Here is a 19,247-nt window from a genome sequence, read left to right as displayed (position 1 = left end):
TTTACAAATAGTTAAATATACTCCACAAACTCATTCACAGGCTTTCGGTAGCCGCGCGGCCTTCTGCTTTCTGTTTTTTCTTTCCCGATTGTAATCATCATGACAACCTCAAATTGATCATCTATATTCAAAATCTCTTTCACGGCTTCAGCATCAAACCCTATCATCGGACAGGTGTCCCAGCCTTTTTCCTTAGCACTCAGCATAAACATCATCGCAGAAAGTGAAGCATTTCTTATCGCCTCATCTCTCTTAAATGGTTCTCCCCTGTTTTCATAAAACGAAACGGTGTCTTGAACCATGTGATCATACTCTTGTTTATTTAATACCCCCAGCATCTTCAACCCTTCATAGATGTCAGCCGCTTGCTGATATGCCTGCTTATCCCCTAAAACCAAAAGAACCGCTGATGAGCTAAACACTTTATATTGTCCGTTTGCGGCCTGCTTCAGCTTTTCTTTTACATCCGGGTTAAGAACTGTCACATATTTTGTATGCTGCAAATTAAAAGCTGATGGAGCCAACGCAACCAATTCAAACATTTCGTTGAGTTCATCTCTTGTGATTGGATGATCTGGAAGAAAGTTACTTGCAGATATTCTTTCATTTACCAGCTGTACAAATTCAGCCATTTCTCTCGCACTCCTTTTTATCTCGAATTCGAGATATTATCGTATAAAAAATCAAATAACATATGATCAAAAAACGAAACGTTCTCTTACTGATCTTTTCGCAATTTAAACGATCGGCAGGTTCTTATCCTGCACTCTAATTAAATTATCTTGAATTAAAATATCTTGACTTCGAGATAATAATAAAGGATAAATACTTAAATGTCAACAGTTCATTTTTAAATTCAGCGCCATTTTGTCTATGTACTGTTTAGCCCTGCTCCAACTTTTTTTCTGTCACCTTATTTATTAGTAAACAGGAAAAAACCTTGCTATAGACCCACTCGAAACTGAATTGGTATGATAAGCAAAGTGATTACACAAGAAAGGATACGGAGAGCGAATCAAAAGCGCTCCTCTTTTTTTGCGCAGTTTTATAGGAGGACAAAATGACAAGTGAAAGAGAACAAATAAGCAAAAAGGTCGCTTTGACTGCATTGATAGCCAATCTGATCTTAATGGCAGGAAAGATCTTTTTTGGACTGATAGGCGATAGTGAAGCCGTTTTTGCCGACGGTATACACTCTGCAGCGGATGTCGTGGCTTCGATTGCTGTCCTGGCCGTCATCGGCATTTCTAATAAGCCGCCCGATCAAGACCATCCTTTCGGGCATGGCAAAGCTGAGGTCATCAGCGAAGCAATTGTAGGAATCATATTAGTGCTCGTTTCTGTGTATATTCTAATCGAAGCGATTTCGTCCTTTGTTGAAGGTCCAAGCGTTCCGCAATACAGCGCATTGTTTGCGGCTCTGATATCCTACGCGGCTAAGCAGATCTTATATCGTTATTCGATCAAACAAGGAGAAAAATGGAACAGTAAAGCGATTATAGCGATTGCATACGATCATAAAGGCGATATCGTTGCCTCTCTTGCCGCTTTTATCGGCGTCCTATTGGCGATTATCGGGAACACACGCGGATGGTCCTATCTGTTGTACGCCGATGCAATTGCCAGTGTCATCGTGGCGTACCTCATTTTTAAGATTTCAATGGAATTAATTAGGCCGTCTGTTGACGTTCTCATGGAAAAAAGTGTCGATCCCGAACTGATAGAGGAATATAAAGCGGTTATTTTGCATTGTCCTCAAGTCAAACGGCTCGATAAAATCCGAGCGAGAGAACACGGCCACTATAAATTGCTTGATGTCCGGTTATCTTTGGATCATGATTTGACGATTAAGCAGGGACACGATATAGCCCGCGAAATCCGAAATGAAATTAAAAGACATTTTTCAGATGTTGAAGAAGTGCTCATTCATGTGAATCCTTATTTCGAAGAATGAAAAAGCAGCTTGTAGAGAAAATGATGTTTCTCTACAAGCTTTTTTCTTTTGTGCTGTTTCTTTACATATTCATTTGATTTCAGGTGCAGAAAAAGCACTCCCGCATGCCTAGCCTTGCTTAGCTGGGTATGTGGCAACTTTTCAACGATGAAAGAGAAGTCTATGTATTTATCAATTTTTCAAAGCAGATGATCTTCTTCGACGAATTGGTCAAGCAGACGAATTCGGCTGTGTTTTGAGAAGAATTTCTTGTGTGGCACATGAGAAAGACACCGTCCTTTTCAGTCTTTCTTTTATTTTATGACAGGATATTTTAAGGGAAAAATAAAGGCTATCGAGATTTTCTCGACAGCCTGAAGGCCGGATAACGGCCTTTTTCGTTTGATTTCACTGATCAAGATGCTTTTTGATAAAATACAGCAGCGTGTTTCCCTGAGCCGTCAAAATGACCCCCTTCGCGCCGCACTTCGGGCAGGGCGCGCCTTCCTTCTCCGCCCCGGTTCCTTCACAATGCGGACAGGTGAGTTCAAGATCGTCGGTGGCGATCACCATGAATATCCCTCCTTTTTTGATTGTTTGTCCGTCTCCAGTCACTTTCCATGGCCATCACCTCCTTAACGATACAAAAAAACCCCGTCCATCAAAGGACGAGGTTTTCGCGGTGCCACCTTTATTATCGGCTGTAAAGCCTTCACTCAAAAAGTACGGAAACACACGGTTTCAATACTCCTTTCTTGATAACGGGGAAAGAATCCCGGCACCGCCTACTGTCATTTCAGCGCAGCAATTCAGAAGCCCATTCGGCACCGGACGGGGATCGGTTCACAGCGGCCACCGACTCTCTGAACCCCGCGCGCTGATGCGTACTTACTCTTCCTCAGCATTGTTCATCCGTTCGTTTATTTTAACATGTATCATACGCTGTCTTCCGGGCGAAGTCAATAACCTTTCGAATCGGACAGGCCGAGCATTTCCCGCGCCCTTTGCATATGCTCCTCTTGCCCCGTTTGAAGCGCAAACTTCGCTGTTTCCACAGGATAGGCGGCCTGCCATTCTGTTACATGCTCCTGCATTTTCGGCCAGACGCGTCCGCCTTCAGCCTCGTAGCTCTTCATCAGACGTTTCGTTTCTTTTTCCCCTAATATCATTTGATAAAGAACAAAATCTTTGGCCGGATCGGCAACCTTTGCCTCTGTCCAATCGAGGAGACCTGTCACACGCTGATTTTCACCGATTAAAATATGCGGAGGATGCAAGTCTCCATGGATCAGCGCGGAAAAATCAGGCCAGTACGAACTGTCATTTATCCATGTTTGCCATCTTTGCCAAAGCTGTTCTGAGACCCCGATTTCTTTTTTTATATGATCCATTGATTCCGCCGCCCTTTGCCTGACGTCATCCGGTTTTATGATTTCGATTCCGGATCTGGAGGCCGCAGCCAGATCTGCTCCGTGCAGCTCGGCTAATGCCGCGGCAAGCGAGCCGACAAAACCGTCTGAAGGCGGCTCGTGCTCCATATTCCAGACATACTGTTTCTTATCCAGATCAATTGCGGCAGCGGGTTTTCCGTCCAGTTTCGGATAAGCGATCAGTTCCGGTGTATGAACCCGCCAATCGGGCACTGATACCGCGGCATGGCTGCGGAGAAACGCGAGAACATCGCTTTCTGCAGCCGCTCTTTCGATAACATCGGGACGGCGCGGCTTTCGGAGCACCCATGTCACGCCGCTGTCATCTTCAGCAAATACGACTTGGAAGTCCATACCCGTTTCATTTATGTCCGCCCCTTCATGTTTTAACCGTAAGCCATTTTCCTTTGCGATGTTCAGAACGGATTCTATTTCCCTTTGTTTTGTCATCTTGTTTCCCCATTTCCCTTATTTACTGACACAGAGCTTCGCCTGAGGCGGAGGAGAAAGAGATATGTGAAGACGCCAAAAAGAGGGCGGCATAATCGCCGCCCCCTCACTATTATGTCAGGTTCCTTATTCAGGCAGACAATCCCGGTTTCCTCCGCCCTCAAGGCAGAGACTTTGACACTATTTCATTAGTGCAAAAACCGGAATTTGATCAGCCATCAGGATCCCTCCGTCCCTTCTTAGTTAACATTATTTTACACAAAGACCTTATATAAGTAAACCCCATTTATCAGCTTACCTGCTCCCTCCGCTGACAAACTTCGATCCTTCGCGTAAATCTTTCGCCTCCAAAAAGAAGACGTGAATAAATTTCTTCATATTCACTTTAACCGGAGAAAGCGGAGCGGTTTCTTTCGCCTGCATTTCTTTCATTCTCTTGCTGACGGCAGGGAAATCAAAGAATTTCGAGGCGTAATATTCAAATTTGGGGTTTGAAAAATCAGTTGTGCCCAATGAGGCGAAATGGTTTAACGAATGAATAATCGCTCTTCTGATCCGCTGTTCGGAGGCTTTTGTCTCCCTGCTGATGTCTGCTTCCGACGCCGCCGGTCCCAGTTTCCGCAGCGCGACGTTTGTAAACACACGCTTCAGCGACGGAACGCTTTTTTGCGCCTGCTCATCCTCAAATAAAAAATGCAGCACGGCCATCAGGTCGTGCGCGCCGCTTTCTCCCACAATCCCTAGTTCTGATAACAGAAATTTCCCGGTCTCTTTCACGGATTTTTCGCAGGATTTAAAAGAGCGGCTTTGCTGCGGTTCATTGCGCTGAACAAGCCGTCTTAGCGAATTTTGGATGTCGCCGATCGAGGTTTCCAGTTCGATCCGCTCTTTCACTTTTCGGAGCACGGTGATGATTTCAATTTTGTTGATCGGTTTGTGGATAAAATATTCAATACCGAGAGAATAGGCTTCCCCCACCATTTCCTTCGCTTCCACCTGGGATATCATCACCGTTTTTCCGGTGTACGAATCCTGAAGATGCCGTATCGTCTCAATCCCGTCCCGCCCCGGCATCAGCAGGTCAATTAATAAAATATCGACTTGTTTAAAATGGAGATAATGCCCTTCAATCTGGCTTCCGTCCTCCGCCTCGCCGACGACTTCGCCTAAGTCCTCATCTTCAATGATCTGTCTTAAAATGGAACGGATCGCCCGGTCATCATCAGCTATAAAAAAGCGCATTATGAACTCACCCTTTCTGCAATTAAATGCCTCACTGGCAGCTGAATCGTAAATATGACGCCTTTTGGCTTGTTGTGAAAGGAGATGCCGCCTTCAAGTTCGGTTACGATTTCCTTCACGTATGAAAGCCCGATGCCCGTTGAAGGGGTGCCGAATTCATCGTATTTGGACGTAAATCCGGGATCATAGATTACCTCTCCGATTTTTTCCGGAATGCCGGGACCGTCATCTTCCGCCTGAAATTCAGCCATCTCCCCCTCCGCCCTGCGCAGCGTGAGGCGGATCTCACCTCTGTCCCCCATGGCCTCTACGGCATTGGCGGTCAGGTTATTCAAGATCGACAGGACGGTAAAGACGTGATAATCGGGATGATCTCCTTCAATCACACTCCGGAACTGAATATCCTTGCCTAAAGATTCGGCGTATTTTTCATTGATTCGGAGGACGATTCCGATCAGAGCGGCGGCATCCATGTAATCCCGGAATCTCTCATTTGAAATCAGCTTCGACAGGCCGGCGAATATCCGCTGATTGTCTTTTTTCACTTCATGGATTTCTCCCGCAAGGCGCAGCATTCGGCTGCCGAGCTCCCGGTCGTTCCCGCTCATTTCCCGATACAGCTGATAGGATTCTTTCGTCACATGCTCCGTCGTTTTCAGCGTTTTTTTCAAATGAATCGTTTCTTCGTATAAGTTAGACACAATCATCAGCATGTGCTCATGCTGCTTTCTCGTTTGCTTTTCCCTGACCTGGGATTCGTGCAGCTTCATCACGTTGAAAAAACTCAGCACAATAAATGTGTGAGAAATGGCGATGACCGCAATATCTGCCAGTTTGTCCGGCATCATAATCAGCCGGCCTCCTGAAAACTGAACCGCCATTTCAACGGTGTCGGAAGCGATTTCAATGAGAAAGCCGAGGAATCCGATCATGAGCGGCCGATCCCGAAAGAACCTGACCCTCAGCACATAAAACAAGCAGGCATATGTAAAGTAAAAAAAGAAACTGGGATATTGGCTGAAAAAAGCCTCCGTAAAGCCGGCATGCTCTCCTCCCCAGCACGCCAGGCCGATCCGGAATGCCACAACGGCTGCACCTGTCAACAGCCCTGACAATACTGCCGGCACATGCCGCAGCAGCAGCAGAAAAAAGAAAAAAGCCGGGGCGCCGAAGCTGATCCGGTACACCTCATTCAGGGGGTAAAATTTCAGTTCCCCCGCCAGCGGCACGGTGATCAGCATGAGAGCGAATAAATAGCCGTCTTTTTTTAGTAAATAGTCGAGCCTGATCACAATCACTTCCTTCTTCTATCTATTTTGAATAAGACCGAGTGAGCCCGCAAATTTCTTTAGACCCGTATGGCGGGACGCTCCTGCTGATTTATAAATCTATCGGCTTATTTTAAGAATGATTTTGTCGTATTTTATATGATTCTGTAGATGTCATTATACATTAACATGGAACACGCTATATTTGAAAACGTTTTCCAAGACCGAATTCCGCTTGCGGACAGGCTTGTAATAGAGGAGGAATGTTATGAAAGATATGGTCAGAGAGCGCCTTGAAAAAGAGGAACTGGCTTCACTTTTACAAGATTGGGTCAAACATTACCGACCGTTTTCCGTCAATGGAAAAAGCGCAAATTATATCCCCGCCCTCGGAGAAATCAACGACTCTCAGCTGGGCATTTGCATATTAGAGCCGGATGGCTCAATGATTCATGCCGGTGAATGGAATGTGCCGTTCACATTGCAGAGCATCTCAAAAGTCATCAGCTTTATTGCCGCCTGCATGTCCAGGGGCATTCCTTATGTGCTCGATCGTGTCGACGTGGAGCCGACAGGTGATGCGTTTAATTCTATCATCCGGCTTGAAATCCATAAACCCGGGAAGCCGTTCAACCCGATGATCAATGCCGGCGCCATTACCGTCGCCTCGCTTCTTCCCGGTGAAACGGCGCATGATAAATTGGAATATCTCTTTTCCGTTTTTGAAAAATTGATAGGAAAACGGCCTCACATACACGAAGAGGTCTTCCGCTCTGAATGGCAGACCGCACACCGGAACAGAGCGCTCGCCTACTATTTAAAAGAAACGAACTTTCTCGAGGCGGATGTCGAAGAAACGCTTGAAGTGTATTTAAAGCAATGCGCCATGGAGGGGACAACCGAGGACATCGCTTTGATCGGATTGATTCTTGCGCATGACGGCTACCATCCGATCCGCCGGGAACAGGTCATTCCGAAAGATGTCGCGAAACTCGCCAAAGCACTGATGCTGACGTGCGGGATGTACAATGCATCAGGAAAATATGCGGCTTTCGTCGGCGTCCCGGCCAAAAGCGGGGTATCCGGCGGCATTATGGCATTGGTTCCCCCAAGCGCCAGAAGAGAACAGCCTTTTCATAACGGCTGCGGCATCGGCATTTACGGTCCGGCCATTGATGAATATGGCAACAGCCTGACCGGCGGCATGCTGCTGAAACATATCGCACAGGAGTGGGAGCTCAGTATTTTTTAATCAAACGAACCAAGAGGTGATTGGATGCAGGAATTCCTTGAAAATGTAATCGGCTCGGCAAATGATTTTTTGTGGTCAAAACTGTTAATCGTACTGCTTCTTTCTCTGGGACTGTTTTTTACGTTCAGATCAAAGGGTCTGCAAGTCCGCATGCTGAGGGAAATGATCCGGGTTTTGAAAGAAGGCGCGGCCGCCCGGTCAAAAAACAGCATTTCCCCGTTTCAGGCATTTTGCATCAGCATGGCTGCGCGTGTCGGAACCGGGAATATTACCGGAATCGCCATTGCGATCGCGCTCGGCGGCCCGGGCGCTATTTTCTGGATGTGGATTATCGCAGTCATCGGTTCGGCTTCAAGCTTTGTTGAAAGCACGCTGGCCCAAATTTATAAAGTAAAAGATCAAAACGGATTCCGCGGCGGCCCGGCCTATTACATGGAAAAAGGCTTGAAGAAACGCTGGATGGGCGCGCTGTTCGCCGTTTTAATCACGCTGTCATTCGGAGTCGTCTTTAATTCCGTTCAGTCCAATACGATCAGCGTCGCCTTTCAAAACGCATTCGGCACCAGCCGGCTTACATTGGGCATTATTTTAATCTTGGTTTTCGGCGGCGTAATTTTCGGAGGCGTCAAACGAATTGCGAAAATGGCGGAATACATCGTAGTCGTCTTAGCCGTTTTATATATCGGCGTCGCTTTCTTTGTCATTCTGACGAACATCACCCAATTGCCCGGCGTTCTGTCGCTTATCGTAAAGAATGCGTTCGGTATTGATCAGGCAGCGGGCGGCGCTTTAGGTGCGGCCTTGATGCAAGGTGTGAGACGCGGAATTTTCTCAAATGAAGCGGGAATGGGAAGCGCTCCGAACGCGGCGGCGACAGCTACGACGAGCCATCCGGTGAAACAGGGGCTCATTCAGGCATTCGGCGTCCTGACGGATACGCTCGTCATTTGTACAAGCACGGCACTTATCATTTTATTTTCAGACGCTTATCACCAGCCGGGACTGAGCGGCATCGCGCTTTCTCAGGCTGCCTTGAGCGACCATGTCGGCTCGTGGGCATCAGGTTTCCTAGCCGTCTTAATGCTTTTGTTCGGCTTCAGCGCTTTGATGGGCAACTATTATTACGGAGAAACCAATATCGGATTTTTAAGCCAGAACAAAAAATGGCTGTTCATTTACCGCATCTGTGTACTCGGAATGGTTCTGTTCGGATGCATTTCCAAAGTCCAGCTTGTGTGGGATATGGCTGACTTGTTCATGGGCTTAATGGTGGTCGTGAATTTAATTGCGATTTTCCTTCTGTCGAAAAAAGCGTTTGCCGCTTTGAGCGATTATGCCCGGCAAAAGAAAGCCGGAAAGGACCCCATCTTTTACAGAGATGTGCTCCCTGATGATGACGGGATCGACTGCTGGGAGTATTCAGACATCGCGAAAAGTGCGAAAGGCAAACATATTTCCTAAACAAAAGGTGTTCGGGCAGCGTCCTGAACATCTTTTTTTCTGCCGATTCATTGACAAAGAGGAAACTGTCCATTACCCTTTTCATATATTTTCAGGAAAGTCAGAAAGGAGCGCCTATGAACCCCATTACACACATATTAGATGAATACCCGGTTATGATCATAGACGGAGCAATGGCAACCGAGCTTGAACGGATGGGCTGTGATTTACATGACGATCTGTGGTCGGCCAAAATTCTTTTGGAAAAACCCGAACTGATCAAACAGGTGCATGCCGAATATTTTGCCGCCGGCGCTGATTGCGCGATCACCGCCAGCTATCAATCAACGATTGAAGGATTTGCGGCTCGCGGCATCTCAGAAACCGATGCGATCCGCCTGATTCAGACATCAGTTGAGCTCGCCGTCCAAGCTCGCGATGAATTTTGGGCGCATGAAGAAAACCGTTCAGACCGTCCCAAACCTTTGATCGCCGCTTCTATCGGACCTTACGGCGCGAGCCTTGCCGATGGCTCTGAATATCGCGGGCATTACGGACTGACGGAGGATGAGCTGATCAGCTTTCACCGCCCCCGGATGAAAGCCCTTATAGAATCCGGCGCCGATCTTTTGGCGTGCGAGACCATTCCGTGCCTGTCAGAGGCAAAAGCGATCGTAAGGCTGCTGGAGGAATTCCCCGGCACTTATGCGTGGATGAGCTTCAGCGCCAAGGACGGACGGCATATCAGCGAAGGCACGCCTATTTCCGAATGCGCGGCCCTGCTCGGCTCCTGCAGCCAGATCGCGGCGATCGGCATCAACTGCACACCGATCGAACATATTCCGCCGCTGATAAAAGAAATCAAACGGGCAGCGTCCAAGCCGATTATCGTCTATCCGAACTCAGGCGAACAATATGACCCGAAAACAAAAACCTGGAAAGGTGAAGCGTGCGCAAAACATTTCGGAAAGAGCGCGCAAAGCTGGTACGAAAACGGCGCAAGCCTGATCGGAGGCTGCTGCCGGACGAAACCCGCGGATATTCAGGCCATTGCCGCTTGGGCCAAAACCATAAAAACAACTTGACTAATCGGAATAGTTTGTATATTCTAATCAAAAAGCCGGTTCGCCGGAATCTCGTGCCGTTCGCCGGCATGAGATTTTTTATTAGAACGGCTTTCGCAGAAAGTTGGAAAACAATGAACAACAAGAACGAGACGAATTTTCAGAGAAGTATGAAAAGCAGGCACCTCTTTATGCTCTCACTCGGAGGTGTAATCGGAACGGGGCTGTTTTTAAGCTCGGGGTATACCATTCATCAGGCGGGTCCGGCGGGTACCATTTTTGCATACCTTTTGGGCGCGGGCATCGTCTATCTTGTCATGCTTTGCCTCGGTGAACTGTCAGTGGCCATGCCGGTCACGGGTTCCTTCCACACCTATGCGAAAACCTATATCGGGCCCGCGACGGGCTTTACGGTCGCATGGCTGTACTGGCTGACGTGGGCGGTGGCGCTGGGCTCTGAATTCACGGCGGCCGGGCTCTTCATGCAGCGCTGGTTCCCGCATACTTCAGTTTGGATGTGGAGTGCCGTTTTCGCTCTTTTCATCTTTTTATTAAACGCCTTCTCCGTGAAATTTTTTGCTGAATCGGAGTTTTGGTTCTCAAGCATTAAAGTCTTAGCCATCCTGCTGTTTATTTTATTGGGCGGAGCGGCGATGTTCGGCCTCGTCCCGATGAAAAGCGGTGAGGCGGCACCTATGCTGTCGAACTTTACGGATGGCGGCAGTCTTTTTCCAAATGGTTTTTTTCCGATACTGATGACGATGCTGTCAGTAAACTTCGCCTTTTCAGGGACGGAATTGATCGGAATTGCCGCCGGGGAAAGCGCTGATCCGGAAAAAACCGTTCCGCGCGCCATTAAGACTACAGTCTGGCGGCTGGCGCTTTTCTTTATCGGAACGATTTTTGTGCTGTCGGGCATGATCTCCATACAAGAAGCGGGTGTGATTGAAAGCCCGTTCGTTACGGTATTCGACAGAATCGGCGTGCCGTATGCGGCCGATCTGATGAATTTCGTTATTTTGACGGCGCTTCTGTCTGCGGCGAATTCGGGGCTGTATGCATCATCACGAATGCTGTGGTCCCTGTCTAAAGAAGGTGAGCTTCACCCCGCCTTTGCCAGGCTGACGTCTAAAGGCATTCCTTTTAACGCCCTGATTTTCAGTATGATCGGCGGCATTCTGTCACTGCTGTCAAGCGTGTTCGCAGCGGATACAGTGTATCTTGTTCTCGTCTCTGTCTCAGGATTTGCGGTAGTGGCGGTGTGGATGAGCATTGCCGCATCGCAATTTTTGTTCAGAAGACGGTTTCTTAAAGAAGGCCATCAGCTTTCAGACTTAACATACAGGACACCGGGATATCCGGCCGTGCCGCTAGCGGCTTTTATCCTGTGCCTTGCCTCCTGTATCGGCATTGCTTTTGATCCGAATCAGGCCATTGCCCTTTATTGCGGAATTGCCTTTATGGCCGTCTGTTACAGTGTTTATTACTTAAAAAACCGGAACAGCCGCACCCGTGTTCAAGCCGCAAAATCTTAATAAACAAAAAAGAACCCTGCCGCGCAAGGGTTCTTTTTTTTTGTTTATACTTCAACCACCCATCTGAACGAATCCGGCACCTTCCCGACCTGGATGCCGGTAATGGTTTCATAGAGCCTTTCTGACACTTCACCGATCAAGCCGTTATTCAGCTCAATTGTTTCTCCGTGAATGTGCAGCTCGCCGACCGGTGAGATGACGGCTGCGGTTCCCGTACCGAATACTTCTGACACCTCGCCTCTCATCGCGGCATGATAGATGTCATCAATGGCAACCCGTTCTTCCCTGACGCGGATGCCCCAGCTTTTTAACAGCTCTATCACAGATGCGCGGGTGATGCCCCCGAGGATGCTTCCGTTTAGCGCCGGCGTTACAGCCTCTCCGTTTATAATGAAAAAGATATTCATACTGCCTACCTCTTCAGCATATTTCTTTTCCACTCCGTCGAGCCAAAGCACCTGATCATAACCCAGTTCTTCGGCTTTCCGCTGAGCCTGTAAGCTGGCCGCATAGTTTCCGGACGTTTTAACATCGCCCACTCCGCCGGTGACGGCGCGCACATACTCATCCTCGACATAAATACGGATCGGTTTCAGCTGATCGCCGTAATACGAACCGACCGGCGTCAGGACAACCATGAATTTGTACCGCTTGGAAGGCCGGACGCCTAAAGAAGGCTCGGTCGCAATCACAAACGGACGGATATATAAAGAAGTTCCTTTTTCTTTCGGAATCCATTCCTGCTCCAGCTCCACCAATTGTACCAATGCTTCCAGCGCAAGCTTCTCATCGAGAGGCGGCATGCTCATCCGCCGCAGCGATTTATTCAGCCGCTTTATATTTTGGTCAGGTCGGAACATCAATGCCCGTCCGTCTTCTGATCTGTAAGCCTTCAGCCCTTCAAATACGGCCTGCCCGTAATGGAAAACGGATGCGGACGGATCAAGATGAACCGGTTCATATGGTGTGATTCTCGGATCATGCCAGCCTCTTTCTTCTTCGTAATCCAGGACAAACATGTAATCAGTGAAGTACTTGCCAAATCCCAATGAAGCGGAATCCGGTTTTTCTTTTCTAGCTGTGACCTTACGTCTTTCAATCAGTTGATTCAACAAAAGCACACCTTTCTTGTAATTGTTTAAATTTTCAGTCTTTTATAAGCTGCCTGTTTTCTCTGCCTGAATCGTGTATGCACAGATATATAAGGATGCAGTTGACCGTATCATATCAAATATACCACTTATAAGAGGATAATTATCAAAATTTTTGATATTTTCAAGCGAAAATCTGACTTTATTTTATTCTCCTTCATTTTTTTCAATGAGGACTTTCTGTCATATTAAATGATTGCGCTTACATAATGTAAAGAAATCCTCTCTTTCGCAAAGTCAATTTTGTGACAAATTTATGGCGGAGAGGAAGGTGGTTGCCGCCTGCTTCACGAATTACGTAAGAAATGCGCAAGTAAAAGGGGGATTCGCTTGAAAAAATTTATCGCATTTCAGATTTTGATCGCCTTAGCCATCGGAGCACTGATCGGCCATTTCTTCCCGGATTTCGGGATGGCGCTGCGGCCCGTGGGAGACGGATTTATCCGCCTGATTAAAATGATTGTCGTGCCGATCGTGTTCTCGACCATTGTCATCGGAGCCGCCGGCAGCGGCAGTATGAAAAAGATGGGCAGTCTCGGCATCAAAACGATTATTTGGTTTGAAGTGATTACGACGCTTGTTCTGGGGCTCGGCCTCCTATTGGCAAACGTGCTGAAGCCGGGAGTCGGCCTTAACCTCTCTCACCTTGCTAAAAAAGACATTCACGAGCTTTCCGGCTATACGGAAAAAGTAGTCGACCTGAAACAAATGCTTCTTGATATTATCCCCGTTAATATCATTGACGTTATGGCGAAAAACGATCTTCTCGCCGTCATCTTTTTCGCGATCCTATTCGGTGTTGCCGCAGCCGGCATCGGCAAAGCCTCCGCACCTGTCATGAATTTCTTTGAATCAACGGCAAATATTATGTTCAAGCTGACGCAAATGGTGATGGTCACCGCTCCGATCGGCGTTCTTGCCCTTATGGCCGCCTCAGTCGGACAATTCGGAATCGCGCTTTTGCTCCCGATGCTGAAGCTGATCGGCACTGTGTTTCTCGGGCTGTTTTTGATCCTCTTCGTTCTGTTTCCGATTGTCGGGCTTATCTTTAAAATCAAGTACTTTGAAGTGCTGAAAATGATTTGGGATCTGTTTTTGATTGCTTTTTCCACGACAAGCACAGAAACCATTCTGCCTCAGCTGATGGATCGGATGGAGAAATACGGCTGCCCGAAGCGGGTCGTCTCCTTTGTGGTTCCGTCAGGCTTATCGCTGAATTGTGACGGCTCCAGTCTCTATTTATCGGTGTCATGTATTTTTCTGGCGCAGGCTTTTCATGTGGAGATGCCGCTTTCTCAGCAGCTTCTGATGATGCTTGTGCTCGTCATGACAAGCAAAGGCATTGCCGCCGTCCCGTCAGGCTCACTCGTCGTGCTTCTGGCGACAGCGAATGCCGTCGGTCTCCCTGCGGAAGGCGTCGCCATCATTGCCGGTGTCGACCGCGTCATGGACATGGCGAGAACCGGCGTCAACGTGCCCGGCCATGCGGTCGCCTGTATCGTCGTATCTAAATGGGAAAAAGCCTTCACATATAAAGGGTCCGTCACGGCGGACCAGACCGCCCGGACAGAAAGTATGTAAACACAAAAAAGACCACCTCATTGGTGGTCTTTTCTATTAATCAATCGCCGCATGATCTTCTTTTTCAATCAAAGCAAGGCGTTCATTGATTTCTTCTTGAGTCATTTCGTGCTCTTTCACATACATATTGCGTTCGTTTGTACGGCATTCGTGACTGCAGCTGCGCATGTACTTGTATTCATTCTCAGGTGTGCAGATCATTTTTTTATTACATGCCGGATTTGCGCAGTTCACATAACGCTCGCAAGGCTCGCCCGTGAAATAATCTTTTCCGATAATGACATGCTCTACGCGGTTGACCGGTACGCTGATTCTTTCGTCAAATACGTAGCACTGTCCGTCCCACAGTTTGCCTTGGACTTCAGGATCTTTACCGTAAGTGACGATACCGCCGTCAAGCTGGGACACGTCTTCAAAGCCCTGCTTCAGCAGCCAGCCGGAAAATTTCTCACAGCGTACGCCGCCTGTGCAGTACGTGAGGATTTTTTTGCCTTCGAGCATGTCTTTGTGCTCTTCAATCCAGTCCGGCAGCTCACGGAACGCCTCAATATCAGGTCTGACCGCTCCGCGGAAATGACCGAGGTCATACTCATAGTCGTTTCTGGCGTCAATCACGATCGTGTCAGGATCCTGCATTTGCTCATAAAAGTCTTTCGGTTTCAAGTGTTTGCCTGTCGTGGTATTCGGATCAACATCATCTTCGAGACGAAGCGTCACCAGCTCTTTTTTATGGCGGACAAACATTTTGCGGAACGCATGTCCGTCAGTCTCATCAATTTTGATCGGCATGTCGGCAAATCGCGGATCAGCTTTCAGCGCATTCATGTATTGATCCGTCTGTTCAACCGTTCCGGACACCGTACCGTTAATGCCTTCCTCAGAAATCAAAATACGGCCTAACAGACCGAGCTCCTTACAAAACTTCAAATGCTGAGCCGTGAATTCCTCAGGCTCATCAATCTTTACATATTTATAATAAAGTAAAACTCTATATTGTTTTTCCATGATTTATACACCCTGTTCAATTATATTAATGATCACGCACACTATACTATATCATACAGGAAAACGGGCGAAAGATGAACATTTCCGTCCGGACTCTTTCTTCCAGTCACGCTTCTCCTTTTATTACCTGCTGAAAATAAAACCGATACGTATTGCGCAAAAAGATTTCAAGTGAAAGGCCGGCGGCAGTCTGATACTTGCCGATGATAAACGGAAAACGATCACGGCCTTTTTCGCGCAGGACATCGGCGCTGTCTTCACCCAGTTCCGAGATGAGCGATTCGATGACAGGCCAGCAGGCATCCCGCACGGCTTCCAAAGCTTGCTGATTGGCTGTAAGCCGGTACTGCTCTATCAGCTTTGCCAAATCCTTTTCTTCCATATTGTTCACTTCCTTACACCATATAAAAAAGAGGAGCAGCTTTTATAAAGCGGACGCCTCCTCCTGTGACTCCGCATAACCGATGATCTGGCCGACCTGTAACTCCCGGCCTTCAATGAGGTTATCCGAAGGGGTAAACATATCCTTCTCAAATACTAAAATAACGGTCGATCCAAATGAAAAATAGCCCAGCTCTTCACCCGTTTCAAGCCTGTTTCCGGTGTTTGTCTGAACGATGGAATTAATATTCATCGCACCTACCGGAATCATGAGCATCTGCTGGTTACCACGGGTGAGCTCGTACACATAACGGTAATTTTTTGAGAGCACGTCTTTCCCGTACTTCAATCCCATCGTATTGACGGGATAGGAGCGTTTCCCCAGCTCGGCCAGCTTCTGATACGTACAGCTGATGGGGGAATGGAAGCGGTGGTAATGTCTCGGGCTCAGATAAAGCACGGCAAAACGGCCGCCGTTGTATTTGTGATCGGCGCTTTTAAACCCCGTCAGTTCAGCGAACGAATAATCCTTCCCTTTTACCATGAAGGTTTGATTCGGATTAATCATGCCCACCGTCTGAACGACGCCGTCCACAGGACTGACGATGGCGTTCTTCTCTTTTGCCACGGGGCGGAGATTCAAATTAATATCACGAATGAAAAATGACGCCAGTGAATCAAAGTCAGAGGCTGTCCGTTCCGTTTCATTCCAGTTGATGCGATAGTGTTTGGAAAACAGCGGAATCATCGGCTTGCTCAGTTTCGATTCACAGAAGTTTTTAATGAGATGGGACGTCAATCGATTATTAGTCAGTTCAATCAATGAACGATAAAGAACTTTAGCAGCAGTATTAAACATTGATTACTCCTATGAATTTTCCTATAGTAATAAAAATAAAACACCATAAAAACGCTCCGATGGCGGCGAAGCATAAGTAGGTTTTGAAATCCATTCTGCCGATTCCGGAAAAGTAGCAGGTCACGTGTCTGATGCCTGGGATGAAATAACCCAAAATAATGGTGTACGGCCCGTACTTTTTCATCCACCTGTCTACTTTCTCCATCCTCTTTTCCTTCAGGCCGACCCATTTTCCGAACTTATTAATAAACGGCCGGCCGGCTTTTCTGCCGATGAAGTAGCTGATAATCATCCCCAGGAGAGCTCCGATAAAGCTGATCAGAATGGAGAGCTCATAATTCAGCACTTTTATATGGGCGAAGTAGCCCACAAGCGTCATCATGACTTCATCCGGAATAGGCAATCCGATAATACCAAGTGTCAGCATGAGAAAAATCGCGATATATCCGTAATCGGAGATTAATTGCTGAACTAATTCCATCTTCTGCTCTCCAGGTTTTCAGGCGCCTGTTTTTTAAAGTGGGGAAATTTAATATTGCTGACCATTAAATAACCGAGCGCGATCGTTCCCGCCCCCAGAAGAAAAGCGTTATTGATGAAGCTCAAAATGACAAGACACATCCCCGCAAACGGAATCGGCATCCCGATAAACGTCGGCAGCTTGCTTTGTCCGATATTAAATCTCGAGAGCCGGATCATTCCGCAGATGCTGTAGGAAAGCGCGATTAAAATTCCGATGAACGGAATCGTATATAGTGAAACAGTGTAAGCAAGCATAGACGGCGCCACGCCGAACGTCACGAGATCAGCAAAAGAGTCAAGCTCCCTTCCCATCTCCGATACCGCGTTCAGCTTACGGGCGGCCAAACCGTCAAAAAAATCGAGAAACATCCCGATGAAAATAAAGATCACCGCGGAGTGAATATTATGATACAAAAGGGAATGAATCGATAGAAGCCCGCAAATAAAATTTCCAATTGTGATCATACTAGGTATATAATTCACAGTTTACACAAACCTCCAATTAAAACCATATCAAATCGGACTGCGTATGCATAAAGACTCCATTTTACGGAAACATAAAATGAAATTCTTTCAATGCTATCATTCAAATTCTTTTATTATACAGCATTTGGTGTTATTTGAACAATCTAATCTGGTGATTTTTGTTTTTTCGCCGTTCATATTAAGGTAAGCAATCGGGGTTATCTCTATTCCGGATTACCCTGCTTAAATATTCCATGCCGATGAGACGGTCTGTCCGCGCTTCACGAATGAAAAGCCTTATGATGTATAGTTATTTCCTTCTCCGTTAAATGAGAACATTACATATAACGATTGCGGACATAAAAAGTTTCATGAATGAAAAAACCGGCAAAAAACGGCCTCATACATTATCTCACAACCCCGTTTTCCAGTATATAGTCTGCCCACACAAAAAGGCGCCTTACCATTACGGTAAAAACGCCTCTTAAGATAGGTTTATGTAACAGATAAATGACTGAGTGCTTCGGCCGCTCTTTCTCTCGCCTCTTCAACCGTCTCGGCTGCAGAAAGCGCAACCGCCATTCGGCGTCCGGCTTTCGTGACAGGTTTTCCGAATATGCGGACCTGAGTGCTTTTTACCGCCAAGGCCTTCTCCACACCTTCAACCGCGTAATCAGCAAGCTCTTTTGGCGCCTTCAGCGGACGGCTTGCCCCCGGCGACAGCAGTGTGATTTCCGGAATCGGGAATCCCATTATCGCACGGACATGCAGCGCGAACTCTGACAAATTTTGCGTCACAAGTGTGACGAGGCCCGTATCATGCGGACGGGGAGACACTTCGCTGAAATATACCTTATCTTTAGTAAGGAAAAGCTCAACCCCGAACAAACCGTATCCGCCGAGTGAGTCCGTTATGCTTTTCGCAATGTGTTTCGCCTCTTCAATCTGCTGTTCTGTCATATGATGAGGCTGCCACGATTCAATATAGTCACCATCTTTTTGTTCATGTCCGATCGGTGCGCAAAAGGATGTACCGTTCGCCGCGCGCACTGTCAAAAGGGTGATTTCGGATTCAAACGGAATGAATTCCTCAACGATGACCCGGCCATTTTTCACCCGGCCGCCTTCCATCGCCATATTCCAGCAGCTTTCCAGCCCGGAAGCCGAGCGGCACACGCTTTGCCCTTTTCCGGAAGAGCTCATCAGCGGCTTCACCACGCACGGAAAGCCGATTGTTTCCGCCGCTTCTTTAAATTCTTCATATGTATTCGCGAATTCATAGCCGGCAGTCGGAAGGTGCAGCTTCTCTGCCGCTAGCCGTCTGATGCCTTCACGGTCCATCGTCAGCTTCGCCGCACGCGCATTCGGGATGACGTGAAAGCCTTCTTCCTCAAGCTTCAGCAGCTCATCCGTCGCAATGGCTTCCACTTCCGGTACGATCAAGTCCGGTTTTTCTTTTTCAATGACTTCTCTGACCTGCGCTTTATCGAGCATATCGATGACATAGCTTTTGTGCGCGGTCTGCATGGCAGGGGCATGCTCATAGCTGTCAACGGCTACAGTGACAACCCCGAGCCGCTGCGCTTCAATGACGACTTCTTTCCCCAGCTCGCCTGATCCCAATAACAACATCTTTTTCGCCTGATACATGTCCTTTGGCCCCTCCCTT

The 19,247-nt window shown here is 47.5% G+C and carries 18 protein-coding genes and 1 other annotated feature; of the genes, 6 read left to right on the top strand and 12 right to left on the bottom strand.

The window, feature by feature from the left end; genetic code table 11:
- Positions 1-11: 11 nt before the first annotated feature.
- Entirely contained in the window at positions 12-632 is a 621-nt protein-coding gene (locus tag ACH32G_RS17510; RefSeq protein ID WP_448814645.1) for a nitroreductase family protein, read from the bottom strand.
- Between the two features lie 428 nt (positions 633-1,060).
- Between ACH32G_RS17510 and ACH32G_RS17505 the strand changes: the two genes are divergently transcribed.
- Positions 1,061-1,954, top strand: a complete 894-nt coding sequence (locus ACH32G_RS17505; protein ID WP_448814644.1) for a cation diffusion facilitator family transporter — start codon at positions 1,061-1,063, stop codon at positions 1,952-1,954.
- Positions 1,955-2,341: 387 nt separating this feature from the next.
- Here the strand turns inward: ACH32G_RS17505 and ACH32G_RS17500 are convergent, their stop codons facing one another.
- The 4 genes from ACH32G_RS17500 to ACH32G_RS17485 all read right to left on the bottom strand — a co-directional run bounded on the left by ACH32G_RS17500 (position 2,342) and on the right by ACH32G_RS17485 (position 6,347).
- Positions 2,342-2,506: a tryptophan RNA-binding attenuator protein inhibitory protein gene (locus ACH32G_RS17500; RefSeq protein WP_016936867.1), complete on the bottom strand. Its 165-nt coding sequence runs from the start codon at positions 2,504-2,506 to the stop codon at positions 2,342-2,344.
- An 88-nt stretch (positions 2,507-2,594) separates the two neighbouring features.
- Positions 2,595-2,844, bottom strand: a binding site (T-box leader).
- 48 nt (positions 2,845-2,892) lie between these two features.
- A complete protein-coding gene (locus ACH32G_RS17495) occupies positions 2,893-3,813 on the bottom strand; it encodes a macrolide 2'-phosphotransferase (protein ID WP_448814643.1) in 921 nt (306 codons plus the stop codon).
- A 294-nt stretch (positions 3,814-4,107) separates the two neighbouring features.
- The gene (locus ACH32G_RS17490; RefSeq protein ID WP_016936869.1) at positions 4,108-5,055 is read right to left on the bottom strand and encodes a DNA-binding domain-containing protein; all 948 of its coding nucleotides are present in this window, start codon (positions 5,053-5,055) and stop codon (positions 4,108-4,110) included.
- On the bottom strand, positions 5,055-6,347 hold the full coding sequence (locus ACH32G_RS17485) for an ATP-binding protein (RefSeq protein WP_448814642.1): 1,293 nt from the start codon (positions 6,345-6,347) through the stop codon (positions 5,055-5,057). Before ACH32G_RS17485 ends, ACH32G_RS17490 begins: the two co-directional genes overlap by 1 nt.
- 244 nt (positions 6,348-6,591) lie before the next feature.
- On the opposite strand from ACH32G_RS17485, the gene ACH32G_RS17480 reads away from it, so the two are divergent.
- The 4 genes from ACH32G_RS17480 (at position 6,592) to ACH32G_RS17465 (ending at position 11,614) form a co-directional block, all read left to right on the top strand.
- The gene (locus ACH32G_RS17480; protein ID WP_448814641.1) at positions 6,592-7,575 is read left to right on the top strand and encodes a glutaminase; all 984 of its coding nucleotides are present in this window, start codon (positions 6,592-6,594) and stop codon (positions 7,573-7,575) included.
- Between the two features lie 24 nt (positions 7,576-7,599).
- Positions 7,600-9,036, top strand: coding sequence for an alanine/glycine:cation symporter family protein (locus ACH32G_RS17475; protein ID WP_448814640.1), 1,437 nt, complete (start codon positions 7,600-7,602; stop codon positions 9,034-9,036).
- A 116-nt stretch (positions 9,037-9,152) separates the two neighbouring features.
- Positions 9,153-10,100, top strand: a complete 948-nt coding sequence (gene mmuM / locus ACH32G_RS17470; RefSeq protein ID WP_448197638.1) for a homocysteine S-methyltransferase — start codon at positions 9,153-9,155, stop codon at positions 10,098-10,100.
- 113 nt (positions 10,101-10,213) lie between these two features.
- Positions 10,214-11,614: an amino acid permease gene (locus tag ACH32G_RS17465; RefSeq protein ID WP_415305931.1), complete on the top strand. Its 1,401-nt coding sequence runs from the start codon at positions 10,214-10,216 to the stop codon at positions 11,612-11,614.
- A 44-nt stretch (positions 11,615-11,658) separates the two neighbouring features.
- Here the strand turns inward: ACH32G_RS17465 and ACH32G_RS17460 are convergent, their stop codons facing one another.
- Positions 11,659-12,726: a branched-chain amino acid aminotransferase gene (locus tag ACH32G_RS17460; RefSeq protein WP_016936875.1), complete on the bottom strand. Its 1,068-nt coding sequence runs from the start codon at positions 12,724-12,726 to the stop codon at positions 11,659-11,661.
- Positions 12,727-13,095: 369 nt separating this feature from the next.
- Here ACH32G_RS17460 and gltP point away from each other — a divergent pair, with 369 nt between their 5' ends.
- Positions 13,096-14,346 carry a glutamate-aspartate/proton symporter GltP gene (gltP, locus tag ACH32G_RS17455; RefSeq protein WP_016936876.1) on the top strand — a complete coding sequence of 417 codons (1,251 nt, stop codon included), beginning with the start codon at positions 13,096-13,098 and terminating at the stop codon, positions 14,344-14,346.
- A gap of 36 nt (positions 14,347-14,382) precedes the next feature.
- Here gltP and trhO read toward each other — a convergent pair whose 3' ends face one another.
- The 6 genes from trhO to purT all read right to left on the bottom strand — a co-directional run bounded on the left by trhO (position 14,383) and on the right by purT (position 19,228).
- Positions 14,383-15,351, bottom strand: coding sequence for an oxygen-dependent tRNA uridine(34) hydroxylase TrhO (gene trhO, locus ACH32G_RS17450; protein WP_016936877.1), 969 nt, complete (start codon positions 15,349-15,351; stop codon positions 14,383-14,385).
- A 106-nt stretch (positions 15,352-15,457) separates the two neighbouring features.
- Entirely contained in the window at positions 15,458-15,733 is a 276-nt protein-coding gene (locus tag ACH32G_RS17445; protein WP_047476110.1) for a hypothetical protein, read from the bottom strand.
- 42 nt (positions 15,734-15,775) lie between these two features.
- Positions 15,776-16,591: a phosphatidylserine decarboxylase gene (locus ACH32G_RS17440; protein WP_016936879.1), complete on the bottom strand. Its 816-nt coding sequence runs from the start codon at positions 16,589-16,591 to the stop codon at positions 15,776-15,778.
- Positions 16,584-17,072, bottom strand: coding sequence for a DedA family protein (locus ACH32G_RS17435; RefSeq protein ID WP_016936880.1), 489 nt, complete (start codon positions 17,070-17,072; stop codon positions 16,584-16,586). Before ACH32G_RS17435 ends, ACH32G_RS17440 begins: the two co-directional genes overlap by 8 nt.
- Positions 17,063-17,596 carry a CDP-diacylglycerol--serine O-phosphatidyltransferase gene (gene pssA / locus ACH32G_RS17430; protein ID WP_016936881.1) on the bottom strand — a complete coding sequence of 178 codons (534 nt, stop codon included), beginning with the start codon at positions 17,594-17,596 and terminating at the stop codon, positions 17,063-17,065. The genes ACH32G_RS17435 and pssA overlap by 10 nt, the downstream gene beginning before the upstream one ends.
- Before the next feature lie 477 nt (positions 17,597-18,073).
- The gene (gene purT / locus ACH32G_RS17425) at positions 18,074-19,228 is read right to left on the bottom strand and encodes a phosphoribosylglycinamide formyltransferase 2 (protein ID WP_188154709.1); all 1,155 of its coding nucleotides are present in this window, start codon (positions 19,226-19,228) and stop codon (positions 18,074-18,076) included.
- Between the last annotated feature and the right edge of the window lie 19 nt (positions 19,229-19,247).

Source organism: Bacillus sp. CIS52 (assembly GCF_053545315.1).
This window is presented reverse-complemented; position numbering and strand designations above follow the sequence as displayed.

Coding starts and splice junctions, on each gene's coding strand:
- ACH32G_RS17510 (WP_448814645.1), bottom strand. CDS start 632: ATGGCTGAATTTGTACAGCTGGTAAATGAAAGAATATCTGCAAGTAAC.
- ACH32G_RS17505 (WP_448814644.1), top strand. CDS start 1,061: ATGACAAGTGAAAGAGAACAAATAAGCAAAAAGGTCGCTTTGACTGCA.
- ACH32G_RS17500 (WP_016936867.1), bottom strand. CDS start 2,506: ATGGTGATCGCCACCGACGATCTTGAACTCACCTGTCCGCATTGTGAA.
- ACH32G_RS17495 (WP_448814643.1), bottom strand. CDS start 3,813: ATGACAAAACAAAGGGAAATAGAATCCGTTCTGAACATCGCAAAGGAA.
- ACH32G_RS17490 (WP_016936869.1), bottom strand. CDS start 5,055: ATGCGCTTTTTTATAGCTGATGATGACCGGGCGATCCGTTCCATTTTA.
- ACH32G_RS17480 (WP_448814641.1), top strand. CDS start 6,592: ATGAAAGATATGGTCAGAGAGCGCCTTGAAAAAGAGGAACTGGCTTCA.
- ACH32G_RS17475 (WP_448814640.1), top strand. CDS start 7,600: ATGCAGGAATTCCTTGAAAATGTAATCGGCTCGGCAAATGATTTTTTG.
- mmuM (WP_448197638.1), top strand. CDS start 9,153: ATGAACCCCATTACACACATATTAGATGAATACCCGGTTATGATCATA.
- ACH32G_RS17465 (WP_415305931.1), top strand. CDS start 10,214: ATGAACAACAAGAACGAGACGAATTTTCAGAGAAGTATGAAAAGCAGG.
- trhO (WP_016936877.1), bottom strand. CDS start 15,351: ATGGAAAAACAATATAGAGTTTTACTTTATTATAAATATGTAAAGATT.
- ACH32G_RS17445 (WP_047476110.1), bottom strand. CDS start 15,733: ATGGAAGAAAAGGATTTGGCAAAGCTGATAGAGCAGTACCGGCTTACA.
- ACH32G_RS17440 (WP_016936879.1), bottom strand. CDS start 16,591: ATGTTTAATACTGCTGCTAAAGTTCTTTATCGTTCATTGATTGAACTG.
- ACH32G_RS17435 (WP_016936880.1), bottom strand. CDS start 17,072: ATGGAATTAGTTCAGCAATTAATCTCCGATTACGGATATATCGCGATT.
- purT (WP_188154709.1), bottom strand. CDS start 19,228: ATGTATCAGGCGAAAAAGATGTTGTTATTGGGATCAGGCGAGCTGGGG.